At 73.3% G+C, this 25,155-nt stretch carries 25 protein-coding genes; 14 read left to right on the top strand and 11 right to left on the bottom strand.

Going from position 1 to position 25,155, the window contains the following annotated elements; translation table 11 throughout:
• Nucleotides 1-47 precede the first annotated feature (47 nt).
• Nucleotides 48-1,040, top strand: a complete 993-nt coding sequence (locus tag ACQEV1_RS27200; protein ID WP_433397011.1) for a hotdog domain-containing protein — start codon at nt 48-50, stop codon at nt 1,038-1,040.
• Nucleotides 1,041-1,228: 188 nt separating this feature from the next.
• On the opposite strand, the gene ACQEV1_RS27195 is transcribed toward ACQEV1_RS27200, so the two are convergent.
• On the bottom strand, nt 1,229-2,011 hold the full coding sequence (locus ACQEV1_RS27195; protein WP_433397009.1) for an alpha/beta fold hydrolase: 783 nt from the start codon (nt 2,009-2,011) through the stop codon (nt 1,229-1,231).
• A gap of 384 nt (nt 2,012-2,395) precedes the next feature.
• On the opposite strand from ACQEV1_RS27195, the gene ACQEV1_RS27190 reads away from it, so the two are divergent.
• Nucleotides 2,396-3,328, top strand: a complete 933-nt coding sequence (locus tag ACQEV1_RS27190) for an NAD-dependent epimerase/dehydratase family protein (protein ID WP_433397007.1) — start codon at nt 2,396-2,398, stop codon at nt 3,326-3,328.
• Nucleotides 3,325-4,272, top strand: coding sequence for an RNA polymerase sigma-70 factor (locus ACQEV1_RS27185; protein ID WP_433397005.1), 948 nt, complete (start codon nt 3,325-3,327; stop codon nt 4,270-4,272). Before ACQEV1_RS27190 ends, ACQEV1_RS27185 begins: the two co-directional genes overlap by 4 nt.
• 172 nt (nt 4,273-4,444) lie before the next feature.
• Here ACQEV1_RS27185 and ACQEV1_RS27180 read toward each other — a convergent pair whose 3' ends face one another.
• A complete protein-coding gene (locus ACQEV1_RS27180; RefSeq protein ID WP_285624025.1) occupies nt 4,445-5,059 on the bottom strand; it encodes a TetR/AcrR family transcriptional regulator in 615 nt (204 codons plus the stop codon).
• A 108-nt stretch (nt 5,060-5,167) separates the two neighbouring features.
• Here ACQEV1_RS27180 and ACQEV1_RS27175 point away from each other — a divergent pair, with 108 nt between their 5' ends.
• The gene (locus tag ACQEV1_RS27175) at nt 5,168-5,800 is read left to right on the top strand and encodes a hypothetical protein (RefSeq protein ID WP_433397003.1); all 633 of its coding nucleotides are present in this window, start codon (nt 5,168-5,170) and stop codon (nt 5,798-5,800) included.
• Nucleotides 5,776-6,351, top strand: a complete 576-nt coding sequence (locus ACQEV1_RS27170) for an amidohydrolase family protein (protein ID WP_433397001.1) — start codon at nt 5,776-5,778, stop codon at nt 6,349-6,351. The genes ACQEV1_RS27175 and ACQEV1_RS27170 overlap by 25 nt, the downstream gene beginning before the upstream one ends.
• Nucleotides 6,352-6,460: 109 nt before the next feature.
• On the opposite strand, the gene ACQEV1_RS27165 is transcribed toward ACQEV1_RS27170, so the two are convergent.
• The gene (locus ACQEV1_RS27165) at nt 6,461-8,971 is read right to left on the bottom strand and encodes a hypothetical protein (protein WP_433397000.1); all 2,511 of its coding nucleotides are present in this window, start codon (nt 8,969-8,971) and stop codon (nt 6,461-6,463) included.
• A gap of 94 nt (nt 8,972-9,065) precedes the next feature.
• Here ACQEV1_RS27165 and ACQEV1_RS27160 point away from each other — a divergent pair, with 94 nt between their 5' ends.
• Entirely contained in the window at nt 9,066-10,040 is a 975-nt protein-coding gene (locus tag ACQEV1_RS27160) for an EamA family transporter (protein WP_433396998.1), read from the top strand.
• On the opposite strand, the gene ACQEV1_RS27155 is transcribed toward ACQEV1_RS27160, so the two are convergent.
• Together ACQEV1_RS27155 and ACQEV1_RS27150 are read right to left on the bottom strand one after the other, a co-directional pair.
• Nucleotides 10,021-10,758, bottom strand: coding sequence for an ABC transporter permease (locus ACQEV1_RS27155; protein WP_433396996.1), 738 nt, complete (start codon nt 10,756-10,758; stop codon nt 10,021-10,023). The genes ACQEV1_RS27160 and ACQEV1_RS27155 overlap by 20 nt on opposite strands.
• Complete coding sequence (locus ACQEV1_RS27150; RefSeq protein WP_433396994.1) at nt 10,748-11,677, bottom strand: ATP-binding cassette domain-containing protein; 930 nt, start codon at nt 11,675-11,677, stop codon at nt 10,748-10,750. The genes ACQEV1_RS27155 and ACQEV1_RS27150 overlap by 11 nt, the downstream gene beginning before the upstream one ends.
• A 71-nt stretch (nt 11,678-11,748) precedes the next feature.
• Between ACQEV1_RS27150 and ACQEV1_RS27145 the strand changes: the two genes are divergently transcribed.
• The 3 genes from ACQEV1_RS27145 to ACQEV1_RS27135 all read left to right on the top strand — a co-directional run bounded on the left by ACQEV1_RS27145 (nt 11,749) and on the right by ACQEV1_RS27135 (nt 15,328).
• Nucleotides 11,749-12,393: a TetR/AcrR family transcriptional regulator gene (locus ACQEV1_RS27145; RefSeq protein WP_285624041.1), complete on the top strand. Its 645-nt coding sequence runs from the start codon at nt 11,749-11,751 to the stop codon at nt 12,391-12,393.
• Nucleotides 12,394-12,469: 76 nt separating this feature from the next.
• Entirely contained in the window at nt 12,470-14,065 is a 1,596-nt protein-coding gene (locus tag ACQEV1_RS27140) for an FAD-dependent oxidoreductase (protein WP_285624043.1), read from the top strand.
• A 39-nt stretch (nt 14,066-14,104) separates the two neighbouring features.
• Nucleotides 14,105-15,328: a cytochrome P450 gene (locus ACQEV1_RS27135; RefSeq protein WP_433396991.1), complete on the top strand. Its 1,224-nt coding sequence runs from the start codon at nt 14,105-14,107 to the stop codon at nt 15,326-15,328.
• Nucleotides 15,329-15,352: 24 nt separating this feature from the next.
• Here ACQEV1_RS27135 and ACQEV1_RS27130 read toward each other — a convergent pair whose 3' ends face one another.
• Both ACQEV1_RS27130 and ACQEV1_RS27125 read right to left on the bottom strand, forming a co-directional pair.
• Nucleotides 15,353-16,249, bottom strand: coding sequence for an RNA polymerase sigma-70 factor (locus ACQEV1_RS27130; protein ID WP_433396989.1), 897 nt, complete (start codon nt 16,247-16,249; stop codon nt 15,353-15,355).
• On the bottom strand, nt 16,246-17,343 hold the full coding sequence (locus ACQEV1_RS27125) for an NAD(P)/FAD-dependent oxidoreductase (RefSeq protein WP_433396987.1): 1,098 nt from the start codon (nt 17,341-17,343) through the stop codon (nt 16,246-16,248). Before ACQEV1_RS27125 ends, ACQEV1_RS27130 begins: the two co-directional genes overlap by 4 nt.
• Before the next feature lie 188 nt (nt 17,344-17,531).
• Between ACQEV1_RS27125 and ACQEV1_RS27120 the strand changes: the two genes are divergently transcribed.
• Nucleotides 17,532-18,236, top strand: coding sequence for a DedA family protein (locus ACQEV1_RS27120; RefSeq protein ID WP_285575851.1), 705 nt, complete (start codon nt 17,532-17,534; stop codon nt 18,234-18,236).
• Here the strand turns inward: ACQEV1_RS27120 and ACQEV1_RS27115 are convergent, their stop codons facing one another.
• Both ACQEV1_RS27115 and ACQEV1_RS27110 read right to left on the bottom strand, forming a co-directional pair.
• Nucleotides 18,237-18,740 (bottom strand): universal stress protein, encoded by a 504-nt coding sequence (locus tag ACQEV1_RS27115; RefSeq protein ID WP_433396984.1) that lies wholly within the window; start codon nt 18,738-18,740, stop codon nt 18,237-18,239.
• Between the two features lies 1 nt (nt 18,741).
• Entirely contained in the window at nt 18,742-20,001 is a 1,260-nt protein-coding gene (locus ACQEV1_RS27110) for an SLC13 family permease (protein WP_433396982.1), read from the bottom strand.
• 39 nt (nt 20,002-20,040) lie between these two features.
• On the opposite strand from ACQEV1_RS27110, the gene ACQEV1_RS27105 reads away from it, so the two are divergent.
• Together ACQEV1_RS27105 and ACQEV1_RS27100 are read left to right on the top strand one after the other, a co-directional pair.
• Nucleotides 20,041-20,877 (top strand): SDR family NAD(P)-dependent oxidoreductase, encoded by an 837-nt coding sequence (locus ACQEV1_RS27105; RefSeq protein ID WP_433396980.1) that lies wholly within the window; start codon nt 20,041-20,043, stop codon nt 20,875-20,877.
• A gap of 108 nt (nt 20,878-20,985) precedes the next feature.
• Nucleotides 20,986-21,459 carry a hypothetical protein gene (locus tag ACQEV1_RS27100; RefSeq protein ID WP_433396978.1) on the top strand — a complete coding sequence of 158 codons (474 nt, stop codon included), beginning with the start codon at nt 20,986-20,988 and terminating at the stop codon, nt 21,457-21,459.
• Between the two features lie 69 nt (nt 21,460-21,528).
• Here ACQEV1_RS27100 and ACQEV1_RS27095 read toward each other — a convergent pair whose 3' ends face one another.
• Entirely contained in the window at nt 21,529-22,461 is a 933-nt protein-coding gene (locus ACQEV1_RS27095) for a helix-turn-helix transcriptional regulator (RefSeq protein ID WP_285624071.1), read from the bottom strand.
• A 96-nt stretch (nt 22,462-22,557) separates the two neighbouring features.
• Here ACQEV1_RS27095 and ACQEV1_RS27090 point away from each other — a divergent pair, with 96 nt between their 5' ends.
• The gene (locus ACQEV1_RS27090; RefSeq protein ID WP_433396976.1) at nt 22,558-23,295 is read left to right on the top strand and encodes an alpha/beta fold hydrolase; all 738 of its coding nucleotides are present in this window, start codon (nt 22,558-22,560) and stop codon (nt 23,293-23,295) included.
• Here the strand turns inward: ACQEV1_RS27090 and ACQEV1_RS27085 are convergent.
• The gene (locus tag ACQEV1_RS27085; protein ID WP_285624076.1) at nt 23,284-23,796 is read right to left on the bottom strand and encodes an SRPBCC domain-containing protein; all 513 of its coding nucleotides are present in this window, start codon (nt 23,794-23,796) and stop codon (nt 23,284-23,286) included. The genes ACQEV1_RS27090 and ACQEV1_RS27085 overlap by 12 nt on opposite strands.
• 201 nt (nt 23,797-23,997) lie before the next feature.
• Here ACQEV1_RS27085 and ACQEV1_RS27080 point away from each other — a divergent pair, with 201 nt between their 5' ends.
• Entirely contained in the window at nt 23,998-25,083 is a 1,086-nt protein-coding gene (locus tag ACQEV1_RS27080; protein ID WP_433396973.1) for a serine hydrolase domain-containing protein, read from the top strand.
• Nucleotides 25,084-25,155 lie beyond the last annotated feature (72 nt).

Raw genomic sequence — 25,155 nt, 5'->3', positions numbered from 1 at the left:
GCCGAAGGTCGCCGCGCAGCACCCGGGCGGAGGACGGAGGCGGACCCGTGGGCGAAAGTGAGGCGGCGGCGCTGCTGGCGCGGTTGCACGCGGCGCAGAACGACTTCTACGGCGGTGGCGGGGACGCCGCGCTACGCGAGGTGCTCAGCCCGGAGATCTCCTGGCACGTGCCCGGCGACAACGCGATCGCCGGGCACTACGAGGGCATCGAGGCCGTGCTCGCCTACTTCGCCGGACGTCGTGACCTCGCCGGGCGCACCTTCCGGATGCGCCCCCGCGACCTGCTCACGGGCCACGGGGCGTGGGTGGCTTCGCTCACCGACGGCGAGGCGGTGCTCGGCGGGCGGCAGGTCGCCTGGTCGACGGTCGGGCTGTACCGGCTGAGCGGCGGCAGGGTCGCCGAGTGCCGGCTGCTGCCGCTCGACCCGGAGACGTTCGACGCGGTATGGGCGGACCCGGCCGAACGCCGGGCGGACGTACCGGCCACACCCGTCGGCGCCGAGGCGGCCCCGGCAACCAGCGCGATGAGTCGCGCGACGCTGGCCGCCGGGTACGACGTGGCCTCCCCGACCGGCACGCCGGGCGACGCCACGGCGGCCGGATCCGGCCGTACCCCGTCATCTCCGGAGACCGGGTCACGCGCGTCGAGCGTCTCGGCGTTCCGCGTGCGGCCGCGGCACTGTGACGCGCAGGGCATGGTGTACGCCGGTCGGTACCACGAGTTCTTCGAGGACGCCTTCCTCGACTGGCTGGACGAGCACGCCGGCGGTTACGCGCGCCTGCGGGCCGAGGGCGTCGACATGGTGATCGTCTCCAGCGCCTGCGACCATCGCCGTCCCGCCCGCCTGGGCGACCCGCTGACCGTCGAGGCCGGGCCCGAACGGACCGGCCGTACGTCGCTGACCATGGCGTTCACCGTACGCGACCCCGGCGGGCCGGTCGCGGAGGGACGCATCACCTACGTCGCGGTCGGGTCCGGAGGCGTGAAGACCGGGCTGCCCGGAGCGCTGGCCTCACGCACCGAGGATCGGGGAAGATGAGCACCCGCTGCGGGCCCAGGCCTATGTTGTCGCGCTGAACGGCCCGCACCCCGCGGGTGCTCCAAAGCCGCCAGCCAATCGGGCGAACAGGCGCGCCCGCAGCGGAAGCTCGGTGTGCGGCCGCCCGGCGGGCGGCCGCGCGTACACCACACCTTCATCGTTACCCGCCGGCCGCGGGAAACGCAAAGCTATGCGGCCGCGCTTCCCTCCAGCAGGACCTTGGTCACCTGGTCCGGGTCGTCGCCCATCGGCACGTGCCCGCAGCCGCGCAGCCACACGAACCGCACGTGCGGCAGGTTCTGCTGTGCCCGTACGGCCTGGCCGCTGCGCAGGAGCCGGTCGCGGGTGCCCCAGGCGATCGTCGCCGGGACGTCGCGCAACGCGCCCTGGAACCGGGCGCCCCGGCCGGCCCGCAGAGTCGGCACGAACCCGACGGCGCCGTGCAGCGCGGCCGCGTCGGCGATCAGCGTTTCGACGTCGATCAGGTCCGGCCGGCCGTAGATCATGCCGAACATCAGGTTGCGGAGCCGCGGCGAGCGGGCCAGCCGGCGCATGAGCGGCTCTGGCACGCCGGCGCCGAGGCGGCAGGCCCGCAGCACGGCCGCGACGTACCGCAGTTCCATCGGTGTGAAGAAGCCCGCCGGGGACAGCGCGGTGACCGACCGGGCCAGGCCGCGGTCGGCGGCCTCGAGCGCGAACAGGCCGCCGAGGGAGTTGCCGGCCAGGTGCGGGCGGTCCAGGCCGAGCTTGTCGATGAACTCGCCGAGCACCGTGACCATCGTGTCCAGGCCGTACGGCATCTCGGGCGGCAGGGGAGGGGAGGCGCCGAAACCGGGCAGGTCCACGGCGATGACCTCGCGTTCTTTGGCGAGGCGGTCCATGACCGGCTCCCACGCCTGCCAGCGGTGGCCGATCCCGTGCATGAGGAGCAGCGGCGGGCCGTCACCCCGCCGCTCGAAGACGATGTCCACGCGCCGAGACTAGACCTGAGTTACCGCTCAGTCACCGTGACCGCTGTCACCATCGACGCCCCGGAAAGTCAGGGTCATCGGTTCCGGGACTGGTGGGCCGCGCGGCCGGCCTCGATGTGCGGGACGTGCTCGATGGCCCAGCCGGCGCGTACTCGACCCGTGGCGGCACCTCGGCGTACACCGTCCGGGAGACCAGGCCGTCGCCTTCGAGTTCCGCGGCGTTCCGCTCAACATCGTCCTTCTGGTCGCGGCCGCGGCGGCCGTCTGGCTCGGCACCGTCTGGCTCCGAACGGCCGACGATCTTCGCTGCCCATGTCACAGGTCGGCGGGGCTGTCTCGTCTCGGGTCACAGAGACAGACTTCTGCGTCGGGAAGGTGACGATCATGCGGGTTTTCGTGGCGGGTGGGACCGGGGTTCTGGGGCGGAGGTTGGTGCCCCAGCTGGTGGCTCGTGGCCACCAGGTGACGGCCACGACGACGAGCGCGGCCAAGCTGGACCTGCTGGTACGGCTGGGCGCGGACGGGGTCGTGATGGACGGGCTGGACGCGGCCTCGGTCGGCGAGGCGGTGGCCGGGGCCCGGCCGGAGGCGATCGTGCACCAGATGACCGCGATCTCCATGACGCACGCGGGCAAGCCCGACATCAAGCACCCGGATCGGTGGTTCGCCGCCACCAACCGGCTACGGACCGAGGGGACCGACCACCTGCTGGCCGCGGCCCAGGCGACCGGCGTGTCGCACTTCGTCGCGCAGGGCTACGCGAGCTGGAACGGGATCCGTGAGGGCGGATGGGTGAAGACCGAGGAGGACCCGCTGGACCTGCTGGAGGGGACGGCGGCGCAGGTGGGCATGGAGGCGATACGCCACGTGGAGGACTCCGTCCTCAAGGCCGGCGGCGCGGTCCTGCGGTACGGCGCCTTCTACGGACCGGGCGCCATCGACGACCAGGTCGAGCTGGTGCGCAAGCGGCAGTACCCGCTCGTCGGCCGCGCCGGCGGCTACAGCTCGTGGGTGCATCTCGACGACGCGGCGAGCGCCACCGTCCTGGCCGTGGAGCAGAAGGTGCAAGGCGTGTTCAACATCGTCGACGACGAACCGGCCCCGGCGAGTGAGTGGCTGCCCCACCTGGCCGCGTGCGCGGGCGCCAAGCCGCCGAGACGGGTCCCCACGTGGCTGGCCCGGCTGCTGGCCGGAGAGCAGGCGGTGGTGATGATGACGCAGGGGCGGGCCTTCTCCAACGCCAAGGCCAGGGCCGAGCTCGGCTGGGAGCCGCGGTACCCGTCGTGGCGGCAGGGTTTCAAGGAGGAGCTGGCGTGACCCGCGAGGAGGAGTTCGAAGACCTGCGGCCGCTGCTGTTCTCGATCGCCTACCGGATCCTGGGCAGCGTGAGCGAGGCCGAGGACGCGGTCCAGGAGGCCTGGCTGCGCCACGAGGCCGCCGCCGCCCGGCCGGCCTCGACCAAGGCGTACCTGTCCGCCGTGGTGACCCGGATCTCGATCGATGTGCTGCGTTCGGCGCGCCTCCGGCGGGAGGAGTACCCCGGGCCGTGGTTCCCCGAGCCGCTGCTGAGCGACCCCTACGAGGACCCGGCGCGGTCGGCGGAGCTGGCCGACTCGCTGTCGATGGCGGCCCTGTTGCTGCTGGAGCGGCTCAGCCCGCTCGAACGCGCCGTCTTCGTGCTGCGGGAGGTGTTCGGGTTCGGGTTCCCCGAGATCGCCTCCGCCGTGGGGCGTTCGGAGGCCGCCTGCCGCCAGCTGGCGGTACGGGCCCGCCGCCACATGGACGAGGGCCGGCCCCGGTTCCAGGCCGACCGGATCGAACGGGAGAGGCTCGCCGGGCGATTCCTCGACGCCTTCCGGGACGGTGACGTCGACGCGCTGCGGGAGCTGCTGGCCGCCGACGTCCACCTGGTCAGCGACAGTGGCGGCAAGGCGCCGCAGTGGGGCAGAGGCATCCTCGGCGCGGACAACGTCGCCCGGGCGCTCGCCACCCTCCTGCCGCCGTTCGTCCGCATCGGCGGCGTCGTCGAGCCGCACGAGGTGAACGGCCAGCCGGGCGCGATCTTCCGCGACCGCGACGGCCGGGTCATCAACACCTGGACCCTCGACATCCTCGACGGCCAGGTCCAGACGATCCGCACCGTGGTCAACCCCGACAAGCTCGGCCACGTGGGTCCCGTCGCGGACGCCTGGGCGATCGTCCACGACGCCTACCATGCGCGCCGCACCACGGACCGGCCGGAAGAACCACCCGCGCCCTGAGCAGGGGGCGGCCAAGGCCGGACAGAAAGTACGACGCACGGTGGCGGACGGCCCGGATGGCGTGCGCACACCGCTCATCAACGTGATCACCGCAGTCGGGCGGTTCCACCGCGACCTGCGGAACGAGCTCACCGCCGTAGGGTCGTAGATCCGGCCCTACGGACCGTAGGCATCACGACAGGGGAGTGAGTGCGTCCTCCAACGCCGCCCGCGCGCCGCGCAGGGCGAGACGGAGCTGGTCCGGTGTACGGCGGACCTGGGCGAGCAGGAGGCCGCCCTGGATCGCGGCCATCGTGAGGTCGGCCAGTTCCGTCACGTCCACGTCCGGGCGTAGCTCGCCCGACTCCTGCATCCGGCGCAGGCCCGCGATGAGGGGAGCCTCCCAGCGCGCGAAGGCGTCCACGAACGCCTGTCGGGTGAGGTCGTCCCGACCGCTGAGCTGGCTGGCCAACGATCCGATCGCGCAGCCGCCCACCGCGTCCTGCCGTGTCCCGTTGGCCACGATCGCGTCGAACCAGCGGTCGATGCCGGCCGGCGAGTCGACCTCCAGGAGCAGCGGTTCCTGCGCGGCCAACACCGTGTCCACAGTGGAGTGAACCACAGAGCGGATGAGATCGTCCCGGTCGTCGAAGTAGTGGTAGAGCTGGCTGCGGCCGACCCCTGCGGCGCGTTCGACATCGTCCAGCGTCACCGCCGCGACGCCGCGCCGCTGGATGAGGTCTGCCGCCGATTCGAGGATGCGCGCTCGGGTCGCGCGACCCCGCGCGGTGGTCGGTAGGTGTCCCATGATCCTCCCTCCCTGCTCTGTACTTTCCAATACAGAGATTCTGTACTCGGTGATACAGTCTCGCGCGGACCGTTCTGTACTGGACGATACAGTCCGCGAGGAGGAGTTGTGAGTCGGTTCGCGGTTACGAACACACGGGTCTTCACCGGGACACACGTGGCCGATGCCTCGGTGGTCGTCGTCGAGGACGGGGCGATCGCCGCGGTCGGCCACGAGGCCCCCGAGGGCGTGGAGGAGCTCGACGGCGGGGGCGGGACACTGCTGCCGGGTCTGATCGACGCCCACACCCACACGGACGAGGATGGTCTGCGCACGGCCCTGCGCTTCGGCGTGACAACCGAGCTGGACATGATGTCGGTGCCGGAGGTGATGGACCCGCTACGGAAGAAGGTGCAGACCGCGTTCGATCTGGCCGACGTCCGCACCGCCTCGTGGGGCCTCGCCCACCCCGACGGACATCCCCACCAGCTGCGGCGCGGCCTGAACGACCCGGTGTGGCCCACCGCCTCCGTTCCGAGCGAGGCTGCCGCCTTCGTCGCGGGGCGCCTGTCCGAGGGCGCGGACTACATCAAGATCATGGTCGAGGACGGCGCCACGTTCGGCACGTCGCTGCCCGTGGTGCCGCCCGAGGTCGTCGCCGCGGTGGTCGAAGCGGCTCACGAGCGCGAGGTGATGGCCCTGGTCCACGCCTTCAGCGCCACGGCCACACGGTGGCCGTGGAGGCGGGCGCGGACGGCGTGACCCACCTGCACTATGACGAGGTCATCAGCGATGATCTGATCACCCGGATGCGCGAACAAGGCATGTTCGTCATCACCACCCTGGCCGTCACCGCTTCCGGCGCCTCTGACGGCGCCGGCCCACGCCTGGGCGCCGACCTGCGTGTGGCATCCCGCCTGAACACGGCATGGCGCGACAACCTGGGCCGCGAGTTCGCCTGGAATGCCCGCTTGTCCAACGCCCTGCGCTCGGTCGGGTTGCTCCACGCCGCCGGCGTCGAGGTCCTGGCCGGTACCGATGCGGCCCACCTTGGCGCCCCGGGTCTCGCTCACGGCGCCAGCCTGCACGACGAGCTACGCCTGCTCGAGGCCGGCGGGCTGAGTCCGGTCGAGGCGCTCACCGCGGCGACACGGCGTACCGCTGACCGGTTCGGCCTCACCGACCGCGGGCGGATCGAGCCCGGCGCCTCGGCGGACCTGGTGCTCGTGGACGGTGACCCGACCTCGCAGCTCTCCTCGACGCTGAACACCCGCGCGGTGTGGCGTCGGGGGCACCGTCTGGCACCGGGGTGAGCCGAGTGGCCGTACGGACCGCGCCGAACGGCCTGCTGCCCGACCAGAGCACCCAGCCCGCTCGGACGGATGATCAAGCGGACGGGACGACGGCGACCTGGCCGGGCGGTCAGAATTCGAGTTCCGCCGCCACGCCGCTGAGGTCGCCGACGTCCAGGGTGAGGGAGATCTCGCCGCGGAACACCTGGGTCTCGCCGGCCTGGCTGAGATGCCGGCTGCACGCGCGGTCGAGGTAGGCCTCGACGAGGCGGGCGTTGGTGAGCCGCCCGCGCCCGCGCAGCACCCCCAGGTCGCGCCGGGCCTCCTCCCAGGCGCCGGCGGTCAGGCGCAGGTGCCGTTCGGAGGCCAGCAGCCCGGCCAGCGCGACCCGCGCCTGCGGATCGGCGAAGTCCGGCAGGCGTACGGAACGGAAGTCGGTGACCAGTTCGGGGCTGGCGTCGGTCAGGGCGCTCAGCCGGTCCGGCGCGCAGGTGGCGACCAGCGCGATGTCGCTGACGCCCTCGGCCCGCAGCCGGTATAGGGACGTGGCGTACGCGGCGCCGCGGGCGTCGTCGAGGATGAGAGTGTCCAGGCCCTCGACCAGCAGCGTGTGGCCGGAGTGTTCGGCGAGGCGTTCGCGCAGCTGCCGCGGGTCGATCTCGGTGAGGTCGTCGGCGTCGACGGTACGGACGTCGCCGCTGTTCATCCCGCCTTCGGCGAGCGCGCGGGCGATCATGCGGGTGAGGCGGCGCTGCCCGCAGGAGATGTCGCCGACCAGCAGGACCGCCGGCGCGGAGGCGCTGGAGACCTCCTGGCCGCGCAGGCTCTGCGCCCACTTGCCGCGGCGCCGCAGCTCGGTCAGCAGCCGTTCGACGTCGTCGGCGCCGGGCAGGAACGAGATGCCGTACGCCTCGACCACGGCCGGCGGCTGGCCCGCGACCGATGTGGCCGGGGCGCCGGCCGCGACCGTGGGCGGGGAGGGGGAGTACGCGGGCGGCTCCGCGGTGGTGGGCGGGGCGCCGGACGTGCCCGGCCAGGCCGTCGTGCCCTCCGCCGCCGCGTCGGTGCCGGGCCAGGCCGTCGTGCCCGGCTGCTGTGCGGCCGGTTCCGTACCGGGCCAGGCGGTGGTGCCCTGTTGTTCCGCCGCCGCGTCGGCGCCCGGCCAGGCGGTCGTGCCGGGTTCTTCGGCCGCGGGGTCGGTGCCGGGCCAGGCCGTGGTCGCCTCGGGGGCGGGTGCGGGCGGTTCGGCCGCCGCCGCGTCGGCCTTGCGCTGTTCCGCCAGGTGTGCGCGCGCCGCCTCGATGATCTCCCACGGCGTCATCGACTCGCCCGCGACGGGGTCGGGCGCGGCGATCAGCGAGTTCATCAGCGCGGCCGGCACCGTGAAGCCCGGCCGGGGCGGTGCGGTGCCGGCGAGCCGGCACCAGGCCAGGTCGGTGGCGTAGGAGGCGGCCAGCAGGGTCCGCAGGATCTGCGGGTCGGCGCCGGCCACCGCGTCGGGCAGGGTGCCGCCGGTCGGCCACAGCCGCCGCAGCGGATGGCCGGGCTGGGCGAGGGACTGCAGTGTGCGGACGCCGTCGGCGTCGAGCCAGGCCATGACGGGCCCCGCGGCGGCGGGTGAGTCCTGCAGGTCGGCGGCGAGCAGCGCGAGGGCGACGCGCCGGGCCTCGGCCGGCCCGCCCGCCGCGGCCGGCAGCATCGCCGCGGCGGCGGCCAGGTCGTAGCAGGCGAGGCGGAAGTGGTCGCCCGGCGTCGTCTCGCGCAGCACCGCGATCCGCAGCTGCGGCGGGCAGCGCCGCAGCCACTCCTGGTAGACGGCCGCGTCGCCGTAGCGGACGCCGGCGTGGTCGTTCTGGATCATCTGCAGGGTCGCGCCGCTCATCGCGGCCAGCGCGTCGGCGCGCGGCCGGAACGCCGCGCCGCCGCGCAGCGTCTCGGCGGTCTCCCAGATCGTGCGGACGATGTGCGTGGCGCCCATGGGGTCGTTCGCGCGCAGGCGTTCGGTGTAGGCCCCGACGATCAGCGACAGGTCGGGCTGCAGGAACCAGCGCGGCCCGCCGTCGGTGCTGCTGAGGAAGCGGCTGAAGACGCCGAGGATCGGGTGGTCGGCGTCGGCGACCGGCGCGCCCGCGCACCACAGCACCGAGAACAGGCAGACCGCCGCCGGGCTCGGCGTGCCGGGGATGAACTGCGGGTCGCGCATCGGGAACTGCGCCGGGTTGACGGCGGCGGCCGTGACCAGCGTCTGCTGGAGCCGGGCGAGCAGCGGAGGAGGCGGCGGCGCGCCGAACAGCCCGTCGGCGGCCAGCGGGCCGGGCGTCAGGTCGGGGCCGCTGGGCACCATCGACGGGGGCACGGGCGGGCTGCCGGCGCCGGGCGGCGCGGGCCTCATCGCCTGGCGCGTCATCGGGTCGAACGGCGGGGGGCACAGGTGCCAGTTGCCCTCCAGGCCGCAGCGGTACCAGCGGCCCCAGAGCCCGAACAGCCACCACTCGCCGGCGCCGGCGAGCATGCGCGCGGTGACGGCCTGGGCACGTTGCGGCGGCGCGGCGCTCATCCACCAGGGCGAGGCGGTCATGGCACGGATGTCCGTTTCGATCGCCGCGAACGGATCGGTGGGGGCTGCGCCGGGCCAAGTCACCCTGGGCATGGTAGTGGCGTCGGGAGAATCCCGTTGTCGTACGTAAGGAGCATGATGTATTGATGCTCCTGATTCGACAGGTGAAGGGGACTCCGTGGACGCCGCTCGAGTGAAGGCATGGGGACTGGGATTCGGGGTGTTCTCCTCGGTCTGCTTCGGCACGTCCGGTGCGTTCGGCAAGGCGCTGATCGAAGCCGGCATGTCGCCGTTGCAGGCGTCGTGGACCCGGGTGGCCGGAGCGACGCTGGTGCTGGTGCCGGTGATGCTGGCGGCGCGCCGCCGAGCGGCCGCCGCGGCGCTGCGCCACTGGCGCCTCCTGCTGCTGTACGGCGTCATGGGGGTGGCGGGCTGCCAGTCCTTCTACTTCGTCGCGGCGTCGCGGCTGCCGGTCGGGGTGGCGATCCTGCTGGAGTTCACCGGTCCGGTGCTGGTCGTCGGCTGGACCCGGTTCGTGCTGCGGGCGCCGCTGCCGCGTTCGGCCGCGGTCGGGGTCGGCATCGCGCTGGTCGGGCTCGCCTGCGTGGTCGAGGTGTGGTCGGGGCTGCGGCTGGACATGATCGGCGTGCTCGCCGGGCTGGGGGCGGCCGCGTGCCAGGCGGCCTTCTTCCTGGCCGCCGACCGGGCCGTCGGGCGCATCGACCCGCTCGTCATGACCGCCATCGGCTTCGCCGTCGCCACGATCGTCCTCGCCGCCTGCGCCCCGCCGTGGACGGTGCCCTGGCACGAACTGGGCATGGAGGTCGCGCTCGGCGGCCACACCGCGCCCGGCTGGCTCCTGCTCACGCTGCTGGTGCTGATCAGCACGGTCGTCGCGTACGTGACCAGTGTCGCGGCCGTGCATCGGCTGTCGGCGCCGGTCGCGGGCGCGGTGGGCTACGTCGAGGCGGTCGCGGCGGCGGTGTTCGCCTGGGCGACTCTGGGCGAGCACCTGTCCCCGGTCCAGCTCGCGGGCGGTGTGATCGTGCTGGGCGGCGCGTTCGTCGCCCAGCGGTCCGTGGCCGCCCGCGCGCAGGTGATCGGGGAACTGCCCGTCGTGGAGACCGTCGCTCTCACGCGTTCCAGCGGATGAACGTCCGGGTGCCGACGGCGACGGCGACCGCCGCGAACGCCACTGACACGACGACGCCGCCGGTCAGCGCGGCCGAGGCGTAGTGGCCGGCGAAGGCCGCCCGCAGCCCCTCCACCGCGTACCGGAAGGGCGTCGCGCGGGAGAGCACGTCGAGCCAGGCCGGCGCCGTCGACATCGGCAGCAGCGCGCCCGACAGCAGCAGCATCGGCACGATGACCGTGCTGGACATCGGCGCGAACATCTCCTGACGGCGGAGCGTGAGCGCGAAGGCGTACGACAGCGCGGCCAGGCTGACGGCCAGCGGCACGATCAGCGCCAGACCGATGAGCAGCCCGGCGATCGGCACCCGGAACCCGAACGCGAACCCCACGGCGACGACGAGCAGTGACTGGCCCAGCAGCACGACCACGTTGGTGAGCACGCGGCCCAGCAGCAGCGCGGTACGGGGAGCGGGGGTGACCCGCTGGCGGTCGAGCACGCCGAAACGCGCGTCGAAGACGATGCCGAACCCGGCCAGGCCCGCGCTCAGCAGCGCCAGCTGCATCAGCACGCCGGGCACGAACACCTGCCAGCTGCCGGGCCCCAGGTAGGCGCTCAGCAGCGGGCCGAACAGCGCCAGGTTGAGGACGGGCTGGAGCACGCCGAACACCAGCCCGAACCAGCCGCCCAGGGACAGCCGCAGCTGGTGCCGGAAGATCAGCCAGGTGTCACGCGGCACGGGTCACCTCTGATGAGGTCAGGGCGAGGAAGACGTCGTCGAGGGTGGGCCGGGCCAGGCGCACCGACCGCGGCTCCACGCCGCCGGCGTCCAGCGCGCGGGCGAGCTGGAGGAGGATCCGGTCGCCGTGCTCGACGGTGAGGCGCAGCGTCCCGCCGGTCACCTGCACCTCTCGTACGGCGTCCAGGTCGGCGAGCGTGGCCCGGGCCCGACGCGGGTCGCCGTCGATCTCGACGGTGACGATGTCGCCGGACAGGCGGCGCTTGAGGTCATCGGGCGTTCCCTCGCCGATGACGCGTCCCCGGTCGATGATGAGGATCCGGTCGCACAGCGCGTCGGCCTCCTCCAGGTAGTGCGTGGTCAGGAAGACCGCGGTGCCGTGTTCGTCGCGCAGCCGCCGGACGTGGCGCCACACCTCGGCGCGGCTCTGCGGATCCAGGCCGGTCGTCGGCTCGTCCAGGAACACCAGGGCGGGGACGTGCACGATGCCCAGGGCGATGTCGAGGCGGCGTTTCTGCCCGCCCGACAGCGACCCGATGGGCCGGTCGGTGAGGCCGAAGCGCGCCATCAGGTCCCGCGCCCGCTCGTGCGGGTCCGGCACCCGGTACAGCCGGGCCTGCAGCACCAGTTCCCGCATCACCGTGCAGGAGGGGTTCGTCGTGCCGCCCTGGGCGACGTAGCCGATGCGGCGCCGCACGCCGGCCGGGTCGGCGACCAGGTCGCATCCGGCCACCGTCGCGGCGCCGGCCGTGGGGCGCAGCAGGGTCGTGAGCATCCGCAGGGTGGTCGTCTTGCCGGCGCCGTTCGGGCCCAGGAACCCGACGATCTCTCCGGCCGCCACGGTGAGGTCGACGCCGCGGACCGCTTCCGCGCCTGTGAAGGACTTCGCGAGGCCATGCGCCTCGATGACGTGATCCATGCGGCCCACCCTCGCACAATCTTGGTGTCACTACAAATTTAGTGTGACACCAAGTAGGTACGATCGGCGACGTGGCAGAAGAACTGAGCCTGCGCGAGCGTAAGAAGCGCGAGACCCGCCAGCGCATCGCGGACGTCGCCATGGGCCTGTTCATGCTGCGCGGGTTCGAGAAGGTCACGGTCGCCGAGGTGGCCGAGGCCGCCGACGTGTCGGTCAACACGGTCTTCAACTACTTCCGCACCAAAGAGGACCTGTTCTTCGACCGGCAGGACGTCGTCGTGGAGAACATGGGCCGGATCGTGGCGGCCCGGCCGCCGGGCCAGTCGGCCATCGACGCGCTGCGCCGCGACCTCCTCGCCTCCATCGACGCGCGCGACTGGCGGTACGGCATCAACGGCGGCGCGTCCGACTTCTTCAAGATGGTGGCCGAGAGCCCCGCGCTGGCCAACCGGATCCGCCAGCTGCACGAACAGCGCGAGGAGTACCTGGCCCGGGTGCTGGCGGAGGAGACCGACGCCGACCCCGACGACCCCACCCCCAGGCTGGTCGCCGCCCAGCTGGCCGCGCTGACCCGCGCGGTGGGCACCGAGTTCCTGCGGCGGCGGCTGGCCGGGGAGAGCGTCGAGACGATCCTGCCGTCGGTGCGCGCCGCCGCCGAGCGCGCCTTCCACCTGCTGGAGTCCGGGGTCGGCGCGTACGCGGTCAAGCCGGCCTGACGCGCCGGCGCAACTACCGACGCCCGAACGCGGGTAGGTCCCGAAGGGGGAGGGGCGCCCGGAAAGGGGGAGTCGGGTGCGCGTCGTCGTGGATCTCACGCGCTGCCAGGGGTACGGCCAGTGCGTCTTCATGGCGCCCGAGGTGTTCTCGATGAACGGCCGTGAGGCGCTCGCCTACGACCCCGCCCCCTCCGCGGACCAGCGCCAGAACGTGCTGCGGGCCGCGGCGGCCTGCCCCGTGCAGGCGCTGCACGTCGAGCGGAACGCCGCGGACCCCGAGCCCGGGCCGTACCCCGCGGACGGCGACGGCTTCCGCCGCGACGGGCGCGTCGTCATCGTCGGGTCCTCACTGGCCGGCACGCGCGCCGCGGCCGTGCTGCGCGGCGAGGGCTTCGCCGGCTCGCTGACCCTGGTCGGGGACGAGCCCGGCGAGCCGTACGACCGGCCGCCGCTGTCCAAGCAGGTGCTCAGCGGCCGGGTGCCCGCCCGCGGCACGGCGCTGCCCCGGCCCCCCGACCTGGACGCCGTGTGGCTGCGCGGCACACCCGCCACCGGGCTGGACCTCGACCGCCGCCGCGTGATCCTCGCCGACGGCCGCGACCTGCCGTTCGACCGGCTGCTGATCGCCACCGGCACCCGGGCGCGGCCCTGGCCGGACCCGGCGGAGGCGGCCCTGGACGGGGTGTGCACGCTGCGCACGGCCCAGGACGCCACCGTGCTGCGGCGCCGGCTGGCCTCCGGCGACGGCCGGGTGCTGGTCATCGGCGGCGGATTCACCGGCTCGGAGATCGCCTCGGTCTGCCGCGAGCTGGGCCGCCCGGTGACCGTCGCCGAACGCGGACCGGCACCCCTCGTCGGCGCCTTCGGCGGCGTCGTCGGCGCGATCGCCGCCGACCTGCAGCGCGCGCACGGAGTGGACCTGCGCTGCGGGATCGGCGTCACCGCCCTGGAGGGTGAGGACGGCCGGCTGCGCCGTGCCCGCCTGTCCGACGGCGACGTCCTGGAGGTGGACCTGGCGGTCGCCGCGCTCGGCGCGGTCCGCAATGTCGAGTGGCTGGAGGGCTCCGGGCTGGCGGCCGGGCCCTGGGGCGTGGCCTGCGACGCGGGCTGCCGGGCGTTCGACATCAACGGCCTGGTCACCGATGACGTCTTCGCCGCCGGCGACGTCGCGCGCCTGCCGCACCCGGTGTACGAGTACCAGTTCCTCGCGCTGGAGCACTGGGGGAGCGCGGTCGCCCAGGCCGAGGTGGCCGCGCACAACATGCTCAGCGGCCAGACGCACCGCTGGCCGCACCTGGCGCTGCCGGTGTTCTGGTCCACCCAGTTCGGCGTCGAGATCAAGTCGGTGGGCGTGCCGACCTTCGCCGACGAGGTGATCATCGTGCAGGGGTCCGCCCGGGAGTTCCGTTTCGTCGCCGTGTACGGCTACCGCGGGCGGATCACCGCCGCGGTCACCTTCGACCAGGGGATGTGGCTGGAGTTCTACCAGGGCCTGATCGAACAGGCAGCGCCGTTCCCGCCCCGGTTCCGCACCGTCGACCCGGCCGGTGCGGCGTGCCCGGTCCCGGCGCAGGTGCCCGACCGGGTGGGGGCCACCCACGGCGCGACCGTCGTGGTGACCGGCCACGACCCGGCCGAACGCCGGGCCTGGCTGGTCCACCGCTCCCGGTGACCACCGCCGCGCGTCACCGGACACGGCAGAGGGGGAGCCATGACAGAGAGCCAGGTGTTCGGCCGGATCCTCGACCGTGCCGGGCGCGCCGACCCGTACCCGCTGTACGCCGAGTTGCGTAAGACCCCGGTGGCGGCGCTCGACGACGGAGGTTACGTCGTCAGCACCTACCGCGAGATCGTCGCGCTCCTGCACGATCCGCGGGTCAGTTCCGACCGCCGCAACCTCGCCGAGCACTTCGCCGACCGTGAACCCGCCCCACCGGGCCGCGCGCCCGCCTTCATCGTCGTGGACCCGCCGGAGCACGACCGGCTGCGCGGGCTGGCGATGCGCCACTTCGGCCCGCCCGGCTCACCGGACCTGGTGACGGGGCTGCGGCCGGAGCTGACCGCGATCGTCACCGAGCTGATCGACGCGATCGCCGACGACCGGCGTGCCGACATCGTCGAGGCGGTCGCCTACCCGTTCCCGGTGACGGTGATCTGCCGGATCCTCGGCGTGCCGCGCGAGGACGAGCCACGGTTCCACGCGTGGTCGACCGAGATCGTGGAGAGCTTCGGTCCCGGCGATGACCACGTCGCCCAACGGGTGCGCCGCCGGGAGCGCGCCGCCGAGGCCCTGGGGGACTACGTGCGCGGGCTGGCGGACGCGCGCCGCCGCGACCCCGGCCGTGACCTGCTGTCGGGGCTGCTCACCGACGACGGCCCGGACGGCGGCATGTCGATGGAGGAGGTGGTCAGCACGGTGACGCTGCTGCTGGTCGCCGGGCACGAGACGACCGTCAACCTCATCGCCAACGGCATGCTCACCCTGCTGCGCCACCCGGAGGTGCTCGAGCGGATGCGGCACGAGCCGGGCCTGGTCGTCGGCGTCGTGGAGGAGCTGCTCCGCTACGAGCCGCCGGTGCACTTCCCCGCGACACGCGTGGCGCTCGACGACATCACCATCGGCGACACCACGATCCCGCGCGGCGCGCCGATCGTGCTCGCGCTCGCCGCGGGCAACCGCGACCCGGACCACGTACGCGCACCGGAGCGTTTCGACCCGTGCCGCGAGGCCAACGAGCACCTGGGCTTCGGCGGCGGCGTCCACTACTGCTTCGGCGCGCCGCTGGCCCGGCTGGAGGCCCAGACGGCACTGGCGGAGCTGACCCGGCGGCTGCGCGACCCCCGGCTGGTCACCGACCCGCCGCCGTACCGGCCGAGCTCGGCGCTGCGCGGCCCCCGGCGGCTCCTGGTGGACTACGACGGCGTCGATCCCTGAACCTCCGGCGGCACGGTCGACGGCTCAGCGGATCGTGACGGCCGTGAGCTTGGCAGGGTTGCGGACGCAGTAGACGGCCGTCACGGTGTCGTCGCGAATCTCGATCGAGGTGACCTGGTCGAGCCTTCCGTCGATGAACACCGCGATGGAGTGCATCCCGTTGTGGACGCCGAGGCGGATGCCGAGTTCACCCATCCGGGCCCCCTTGACCAGCAGGCCGAGAACCATCCGGGCCACCTTGTCGGGACCCGTCACCGGACGGCGCGCCGCGCTCACGACACCGCCGCCGTCGGCCAGGAACACCACGTCGGGCGCGAGCAGGTCCATCAGGCCCTGGACGTCGCCGGTGGCGGCCGCGGCCAGGAAGCGTTCGGCGATCGGCCGGGCCTCGGCGGGGTCGGCGATCGCGGTACGGCGCCGCGCGTGCACCTGGTTGCGGGCACGCTGGTTCAGCTGCCGCACCGCCGCCTCGGACCTACCGACCGCCGCGGCGATCTCCGGATAGTCGAAGTCGAACACCTCGCGCAGGACGAACACCGCCCGCTGGAGCGGAGTCAGGGTCTCCAGCACCAGCAGCATCGCGGTGGTGACCGCCTCGCCGGTGAGCACATGGTCGATGCCGGTGGGCCCGGTGCCGGCGGTGGTGTCGTCGGCCAGCGGGTCGGGCAACCACGGCCCCACGTACTCCTCCCGGCGCCGGGCGGCGGACCGCAGCACGCCAAGGGCCTGGCGGGTGACGATCCGCGCGAGATAGGCCCGCGGGTTGAGCACGGACGCGTGGTCGACCGACCGCCATCGCAGGTAGCTGTCCTGCAGGACGTCTTCGGCGTCGGCCACCGACCCGAGGACCTCATAAGCGATCGAGAACAGCAGCGGCCGGTGGGCCGCGTACTCCTTCTCCGGATCGGTCTGTTCGGTCACTTCGGGCCTCGGAGCCAGACGTAGTTGGCCGTGCGCGCGCCGTACCTCGCAGAGCGGCAGACGCGCTCCTTGACCATGGCCGCGCCGCGTCCGGCGATGTACAGCCCGCGCACGGTGTCGTCGCGTCGGCTGGCCTGGATCAGCCCGTCTCGGCGGCCCAGGCTGAGCGCCTGCCCGACATAGCCCATGGAGTACGGCGTGGGCTCGCGGCCGTTGAGCATTCGTGCCAGCGTATCGGCGGCGTGCGCGCCCTGGGGGATGGCCGTCGCGCAGGCCGCCCGGGAGCCGGGGACCGCGGCGCAGTCACCGACGACGAAGATCCGCGGGTCGGTCACACTGCGCAGCAGGCCGTCGACCACCGCGCGCCCGTCGGCGTCCACCTCAAGCCCGCTGCGCGCGGCCAGATCCGGGACGGTCCCGATGATCGCCCACAGGGTGAGGTCGGAGTCGAGCCGCCGGCCGGACCGCAGACCCACCGTGTCACCGCCTCGTTCTCCGCGGCCCGGGTCGAGCACCGTGACGAAGTCCTGCACGACCTCCACGTCCAGCCGGTCCAGGGCACGGCGCACCCGCCGGCGCGCCCCGTCCGAGAGGCTCGCGCCGACCGTCGGGCCCACCAGCCGGACACGCAGGTCGGGTCGTGCGAAGGCGACCTCGGAGGCCGTCTCGATGCCGGTCGGCCCACCGCCGACGACCGTGACCACGCCCCCGGCGGGCACCTCGGCCAGCTTCGTGCGCGCCTGTTCGGCGCTCTCCCACGTCCCCACCGCGACCGTGCCCGGCAGCGGTGTCGCCGTGCTCCCCACCGCGAGGATCAGGTGATCGAAATCTCCGGTCTCTCCATCGACGAGCGTGACCGAGCCGTCGCCGATCTTCTCAACGGATCCGAGCCGCACGGTGATGCCGTCGCGCAGCATGGCGGCGAGCGGGGTCGCCGCGGCACCGGTTCCGGCGATCTGCTCGTGGAGCCGGACCCGCTCGACGAACTCCGGCCGCGGGTTGATCACTGTGATCTCCGTCTCCCGGCTCTTCCTGGCCAGCCGGTTCGCCGCGATCATCCCCGCGTAGCCGCCGCCCACCACCACGACCTTCATGTTCTGCCTCCCTGCTGGGGATTCGGGTCGTGCATGGGATGCGAGACCAAGATCGTCTGTGATGGGGCGGAAGGGTGACCTGCGTCACCACGCCGGAAAGACCACCGCGCACCCAGGGAGCGGAAAGGTTCGCCCAGAGTCCCACCTCGCGCGCCGGACCCCTGGCCTGGGGCCTCTACGATCGGGGTATGACCTCCGCCCAGGACAGGGCACCGCAGGCTCCACAACCCGGCGTCCCCTGGGCGGGCCGGCCCCGGCGGGCCGACCTCATCTGCTGGTTCGGCATCGCGGCGAGCGGCCTGTACGCCCTGGCGATCATCCCGGTACGGCCGCTGCTCATCGGCCGCCATCCGGTGCTGCTGGAGCTGCTGACCGGCAGCATGACCTCGATCGTGACCGCCGGCGCGTTCGCCCGGGTCGGTCAGGTACCGCTGTTCCTGGCCGTCGTCTCCGCCGTCCCCGGCATGATCATGTTCGATCCGTTCTTCTGGTGGGCGGGACGGCGCTGGGGACGCGGCCTACTGCTGATCTTCGCGGGCCGCAGCCGCCGCGGCGGCCGGCTGGTCGCCCGCGCCGAGAAGTACGGCCGCCGCCTGGGCTGGCTGGGCGTCGTGTTCGCCTACTACCTGCCCATACCGGCGGCGCTGCTGTTCGTGGTCGCCGGCTGGACCGGCATGCGGCTGGTCACCTTCGTGCTGCTCGACGTGGTCGCCGCGCTGCTGTGGATCGGGCTGCTCACCGGGCTGGGCTACTACCTCGGCCAGGACGCCGTCGACGTCGCCCGTGCCATCTCCCACTACGGACTGTGGATCTCCATCGCCCTGGTCGCCGGAGTGATCGTCACCCAGAGCGTACGGGGCCGCCGTGCCCCGGCCGCCGCCGACGCGGACTGATCAGTGCCGCTCCGGGGGCGGCGGGGGCGGCAGGGACTCCAGGCCCGGCGCCTCCCGCGGCCACACCACCAGCACCGGGCAGGGCGCGTGGTCGACGACGAAACGCGCCGCCGGGCCGAGGCTGTGCGGTCCGAGCCGCTCACGGTCGCCGTCGCGCGCGCAGATCAGCAGGTCGGCGTCCTCGGCGGCCCGTACGACCTCGCGTTCGACCCGGCCTCGGCGCCGCAGGACCGTCGCCGGGCGGCCCAGGCGTTCTCCGGCCGCCCGCAGCAGCTCCTCCGCGGCGGCCTCCGACAGCTCTTCCAGCCGGTCGCCGGGATCGCGTCGACCGCGCCCGCCGCGGCCGAGCAGCCCGGCGAACGCGGCGTGCGCGGCGCCGACCGCCTCACCGCCGCTGACGTGCAGCAACGTGAACTCCGCGCCGGGCGGGGCGAGCGTGCGGGCCGCGTCGACCGCCGCCTGCCACGTGCCCTCCGTGATCCAGATGATCGTTACCACCGGCATGTCATCCTCCGAAGACCTTCAGCATCACCCACAGTGCCACCGTCGCCGCCGCCAGTGTGGCGGGCACCGCGACCAGTCCCAGCCGGGTGAAGTCGCCCAGGGCCGGTTCGGCGTCGCGTTCGTGCAGGACCCGCCGCCACAGCAGCGTGGCCAGCGAACCGACATAGGTGAGGTTGGGGCCGAGGTTCACCCCGATCAGGGCCGCGAGCACCGGGCCCGGCCCGCCCGACGCGAGCAATGGCACCAGCACCAGCACGGCGGGCAGATTGTTGATCAGATTGGCGAGCACCGCCGCGACGGCCGTGACCGCCAGCAGCGCGGGCAGGCTCGAACCGCCCGGCAGTACGTGCCGCGCCACGGCGCCCAGCCCGTTGTCGGTCACACCCTTGACCACGACTCCGAGCGCCAGCACGAACAGGCAGAACAGCGGGTTCGCCGCCCCGGTCAGCTCCCGCACGGTCGTACGCCGCCGCGCCAGCGCCCGTCCCGACAGCACCAGCACCCCGGCCAGCGCCGCCCAGGCCGGGTTGTGCCCGGCGAGGGAGACCAGCGCGAACCCGCACAGCGTCAGCACCAGCACCACCAGGGTGAACACCGGCAGGCGCGGTCGCCCCGCCGGCTCGGCGGGCGTGGCCCAGGCCGCCAGATCCGCGCGGAAGAACCACCGGAAGACCGCGTACTCCACCGCGATCGCGGCCAGCCACGGCAACGCCATCAGCCCCGCGAACCGCGCGAAGGTCAGCCCGGTGGCGGAGAAGGCCAGCAGGTTCGTCAGGTTCGACACCGGCAGCAGCAGCGACGCCGAGTTGGCCAGATGCGTGCAGGCGTACACGTGCGGCCGTGGCCGGGTGCCGGCCCGCGCCGCCGTCGCGAACACCACCGGTGTCAGCAGCACGACCGTCGCGTCCAGGCTGAGCACCGCGGTGACCAGCGCGGCGACGGCGAAGACCCCGCCGAGCAGGCGTTCGGGGCGGCCCCGGCAGGTCCCCGCCATCAGGTCGCCGGCGGCGGTGAACAGGCCCTCGTCGTCGCACAGCTGCGCCAGCACCAGCACGGCGGCCAGGAACAGCACGACCGGCAGCAGCTCGCGGACCTGCGTCCACGCCCGTCCGGGCGGCACCGCGCCGATCGCCACGACCAGCGCGGCCGCCGGCACCGCGGCCACCGCCTCCGGCAGCCGCCGCGGGCGTGCCACGGCGAACGCCAGCACCGACAGGAGCGCCACGGCCGAGACGACCCCGGCGACGACGGTGTTCAGCACGGCCTCCCGGAGATGGTCCCGACGTCTCGAGGTCGGATTATGTCCGCGATCGCCGCCGCCAAGCGCGAGGTCGGCCCGCGCCGCGCCGATCCGATAGCGTTTCCGGCCGTGACGGGGTTCTTGGAGGAGACGTTCGGGCTCACCGGCCGGGTCGCGATCGTGACGGGCGGCAGCTCGGGCATCGGCCGGGGCATCGCGACCGCGCTGGCGCGGGCCGGCGCGAGCGTCGTGCTCATCGCCCGCGGCGCGCCCGCGCTGCGCGAGACCGTCACCGCGCTGGAGTCGGCCGGCGGCCGGGCCGCCCATGTCATCGCCGACCTGGGGGAGCGCACCGAGGTACGGCGGGCGGCCGAGGACGCCGTGCGGATCTTCGGCGAACCCGACATCCTGGTCAACTGCGCCGGGATCAACCTGCGGCCGCCGATGGACGAGCTGGACGCGTCGGTGTGGGACCGGTCGATGGCGGTCAACCTCGACGCCCCGTTCCTGCTCGGCCAGCGGTTCGGGCCGGGCATGGCCGAGCGCGGCCACGGCCGGATCATCAACGTCGCCTCCCAGCAGTCCTTCCGCGCGTTCGGCAACAGCGGCGCCTACGGCGCCGGCAAGGGCGGCCTGGTCGCGCTGACCCGCTCCCAGGCCGAGGCGTGGTCGCCGCGCGGGGTGTGCTGCAACGCCCTCGTGCCCGGATTCGTCGTGACGCCACTGACCACCCACATCCCGCCGGAGCGCCACGCCGCGATGGCGGACCGCACGCTGATCGGCCGCAACGGCCGCCCCGACGACTTCGCCGGCGCGGCCGTGTTCCTGGCGAGCGCGGCGTCGGCGTACGTCACCGGCCAGTCGATCTTCGTGGACGGCGGGTTCTCCGCGCACTGAGCGACCGGCTCATACCGCGTGATCGCCCACGGGTCTCCTCGCCGCGCCTCGAGGGTCCTCGACGGCCTCACTCATAGCGTTCACTCCCAACGTGATGCAACGACTGAGATGCGAAAGTTCGACACCCCCCACCCGATCACCGTCGTCCTGAACGTCCCCGCCGGACGGGTCCAGCTGATCGCCGCCGACCGCACCGACACCACCATCGAGATCCAACCCGCCAACCCCGCCAAGAACCGCGACGTCAAAGCCGCCGAGCAGACCACGGCCGAGTACACCGACGGCGTCCTGAAAATTCAGGCCCCCGCGAAGAACCAGTACCTCAGCCCGTCCGGCTCCATCGAAGTGACCATCAACCTGCCCGCCGGCTCCCACATCCAGGCCACCGCCGCCAGCACCGAACTACACACCACCGGCCGCCTCGGCGACATCACCATCGCCGCCGCGGCCGGCGTCTCCGCCACCCTCGACGCCGGCACCACCCACGGCCGCGTCAGCAACGCCCTCACAAACGACGGCACCCCCGGACTCGACATCCACGCCACCACCACCCACGGCGACATCACCGCCCACAGCCTCTGAAGGAGCAGAGCCAGGGCCACCCGGCCCGGCCGTCCGTTTCCCCAAGGCCGGTACCGGCGCGTGCGGTGGTCAGCTCGACCGGAGCAGGCGTTCGCCCAGCTCCCGTACTGCTCCGCGCAGTTCCGGTGGCGTGCGGACGGTGAACGGCCACCCCAGCCCGGCCAACATCTGGGCCATGCCGTCCAGGCGTTCGGCGCGGGCCCGCAGCAGCACACCCTCGGGCACCTCGGACAGCTGCGCCATCGTCGGCGGCAGCCGCCGTCGTGCCTCGGTGAGCGTCGTGTCCAGCACGACCTCGACCTCGTGCGCGTACGGGACGGACGCGAGCGAGCCGGTCACGTGCGCGACGACGTCGAACTCGCCGGGGTCCGCGAACGTCACCGGCAGCGGCTCGGCCGCGGCGACCCGGTCGACGCGGAAGGTGCGGACCTCGCCGCGCCGGTGGTCCAGCCCGGAGGCGTACCAGCGGCCGGAGTGGAACACCAGGCCGTAGGTGTCCAGCTCGCGTTCGCTGTCCTCGCCGCGCCAGGAGCGGTACCGCAGCCGTACTCTCCGCCGGTCGCGCGCCGCGGCGGCCAGGACCAGCAGCGCCGACGCGTCCGGCACCGTCGCCTCGCGCGGGGTCAGCGTGAACCCGAGGGTCTCGCGCAGCGCGGCGACGCGGTCCCGCAACGAGGCCGGCAGGACGCGATGGATCTTCTCCAGCGCACCGTCGGTGCCGACCCCGAGGCGTCGGCCGACGAGGAGGGCGAGCACGACCGCGACCGCCTCGTCCTCGGTGAACATCAGCGGCGGCAGCTTGTAGCCGGGCAGCAGCCGGTAGCCGCCGTACCGGCCGCGCCGTGCCTCCACCGGAATGCCCAGGTCGGCCAGGCGCAGCGCGTAGCGGCGCACGGTGCGCTCGTCGACGCCGAGTGCGTCGGCCAGCTCCCGGCCGGTGAGCTCCCGGCGGGCCTGCAACAACTCGAGCATCGTCAGCACACGGGTCGTCGGATGTGACATCGAAGTCCTTCCCTGGCCGATTCTGCTCTTTATACCGGACCGGACTTGTCCGGATTCGACTCTAGGTTCGGGGCCAGGCGAACGAAAGGACGCAAGATGGCGACATACGTACTGGTCCCGGGGTTCTGGCTCGGCGGCTGGGTGTGGGAGACGGTCGGCGCGCGGCTGCGGGCGGCCGGGCACGAGGTGCATCAGGTGACGCTCACCGGCCTCGGTGACCGGGCGCACCTGGCGACACCCGAGGTCGGCATGGAGACCCACACCCTCGACGTGGTCAACACCCTGCGGTACGGGGATCTGCGGGAGGTGATCCTCGTCGGGCACAGCGGCGGTGGGCTGCCGGTGGCGCAGGCCGCCGACCGGGTCCCCGAGCGGCTGACGCGGGTGGTCTACCTGGACTCGGTGCCGCTGCCGGACGGGATGCGGCAGTTCGACGCCAACCCGCCCGAGGAGCGCGAGGCGATCGAGAAGCGGGTCGCCGCGGAGGGAGAGGGTTGGCGGCTGCCCCCGCCGCCGTTCGCCGACGTCGCGGAGGACCCGGTCAACCTGGCCGATCTGAGCGCGGCCGACCTGGCGCTGCTGCGGGAACGGAGCGTGCCCCAGCCGTTCGCGACCGCCACCGACCCGCTGCGGCGGACCCACGGCACGCCCGTGCCGGAGACGCTGATCGCCTGTGTCTTCACCGAGGAGCAGGTGCGGCGGATGTTCGAGGCGAGGCATCCGATGATGGCCGGCTTCGACGGCGTGCCGCAGGTCGTGCCGCTGCCGACGGGGCACTACCCGATGCTGTCGCGGCCGGCCGACACCGCGCGGGCGCTGGCGTCACTCGTGTGACTCGGCGCGTTTCTTCAGCGCGGCGTTCATCGCGTCGAAGCGGTCGCAACTCGCGGCCAGGCTGCCGCGCAGGAACGGCACGGCGATGCCGCGGAACGTCTCGGCCTGGGTGAACCGCACCCGACCCGGACCGGCTGCCTCGATGGTGAACCGCTGCTCGCCGTCGGCCAGCCCGCCGACCTCGTGATAGCGGCTGAACCAGCGCAGCTCACGGCCCGCCTCGGCCGCCCGTACGGTCGTGCGGACGGTCGAGACGCCGCCGCCGGAGTGCAGGCGAAGGGTGAGGGTCCGCCCGACGGCGAGGCGGCCGTCCACGTCGGTGATCTCGGGATTCCAGCGGTCGTAGGAGCGCAGGTCGGTGAGGACCTGCCAGACCCGGGCGGGGGAGGCGGCGATCTCGGTGGAACGCGTCACGGTGTACGGGTGGGAGCGGCCCCACAGGTAGAAGCCGGCGAGGACGATGGCGGGTGCCAGAATGCCCGCGATCAGCCGGTTGAACATGATCGGGAGCATGCCACAACCGCCGCGCAACGCACGCACCGGTAGGAGATCCCCTGCGTTCGACGCGTAGGGGATCTCCTACCGGTGGTCGCCGGCGTGAACGGCGTTCCCTTCCCGGGTGAGACCGCGAACGCCGTTTCATGGGCTCTGGCCGGAAAATCCGGTTGCCTCTGAGGGGGCGATGCGCGCTGAATACAACGCATGGCCTCCATTCAGGGCTCATACGATGAACGGTTCACCGCGGTGCCCCGGGCGCTGGCCCGGCTGCTGGACGAGGGAGACGCGGGCGCCTCGGTCGCGGTCTTCGTGGACGGCGAGCCCGTGGTGGACGTTTGGGGCGGGTACGCCGACGCGGACCGCACCGTCCCGTGGCAGCGGGACACGATCACGAATGTCTGGTCGGTCACCAAGACGATGACGGCGCTGTGCGCGCTGGTCCTGGCCGACCGCGGCGAACTCGACCTGGCCGCACCGGTCGGCCGATACTGGCGGGAGTTCGCCGTGGCGGGCAAGGAGAAGGTGCTGGTCCGGCACCTGCTCGCGCACACCGCGGGCCTGCCCGACTGGGACGGGCCGGTCGAGGATCTCTATGCCTGGCCGTCCGCCACCGCCCGTCTGGCCGCCCAGGCCCCGCAGTGGGAACCGGGCAGCGCGGCCGGGTACCACTCGCTCACCCAGGGGTTTCTCGTGGGCGAGGTCGTGCGTCGGATCACCGGCCGGACCGTCGGCGGCTTCTTCGCCGAGGAGGTGGCCCGGCCGCTGGGCGCCGACTTCCACATCGGGCTGCCCGCCGAGCACGACCACCGGGTGGCGCTCACGGTTCCGCCGCCATCGTGGGACGAGGACTACGCCGCCGGCGCGCCCGGCGGCAGCGCACTCCCCGCCGCCGGCACGACCATACGGGTCCGTGACGGCAGCAGCATCGCCTGGCGCCGGGCGCAGATCCCCGCGGCCAGCGGATTCGGCAACGCCCGCTCGGTCGCCCTCGTACAGTCGGTGATGGCCTGCGGAGGAGCGGTGCGCGACCTGCGACTGCTGTCGCGGGCGGGCTGCGACCGTGCGAGGGAGGAGCAGTTCAACGGCGTGGACCGCATCCTGGGCATGCCGGTCCGCTACGGCCTGGGCTACGGACTGTTCGGCGGCACCCATGGGTGGGCCGGCTGGGGCGGCTCGATCGTCATGGTCGATCCCGACGCGCGTATGGCGGTGGCGTACGTGACGAACCAGATGCGCGAACCCGCGGACGACGATCGAGGGCTGGAGATCATCACGACCGCCTACGCCTGACCTTCGGGTCAGCGGTGGTACTCGCCGGGCCTTCGCGGCATCGCACCTTGATGTCGGATTCTCGCTAGCGTA

Origin of the sequence: Actinoallomurus sp. CA-142502 (assembly GCF_050936355.1) — a bacterium.
Classification (GTDB): domain Bacteria; phylum Actinomycetota; class Actinomycetes; order Streptosporangiales; family Streptosporangiaceae; genus Actinoallomurus; species Actinoallomurus iriomotensis.
Note: the sequence above shows the minus strand (reverse complement) of the source record. Positions and strands in the feature narration are given on the sequence as shown.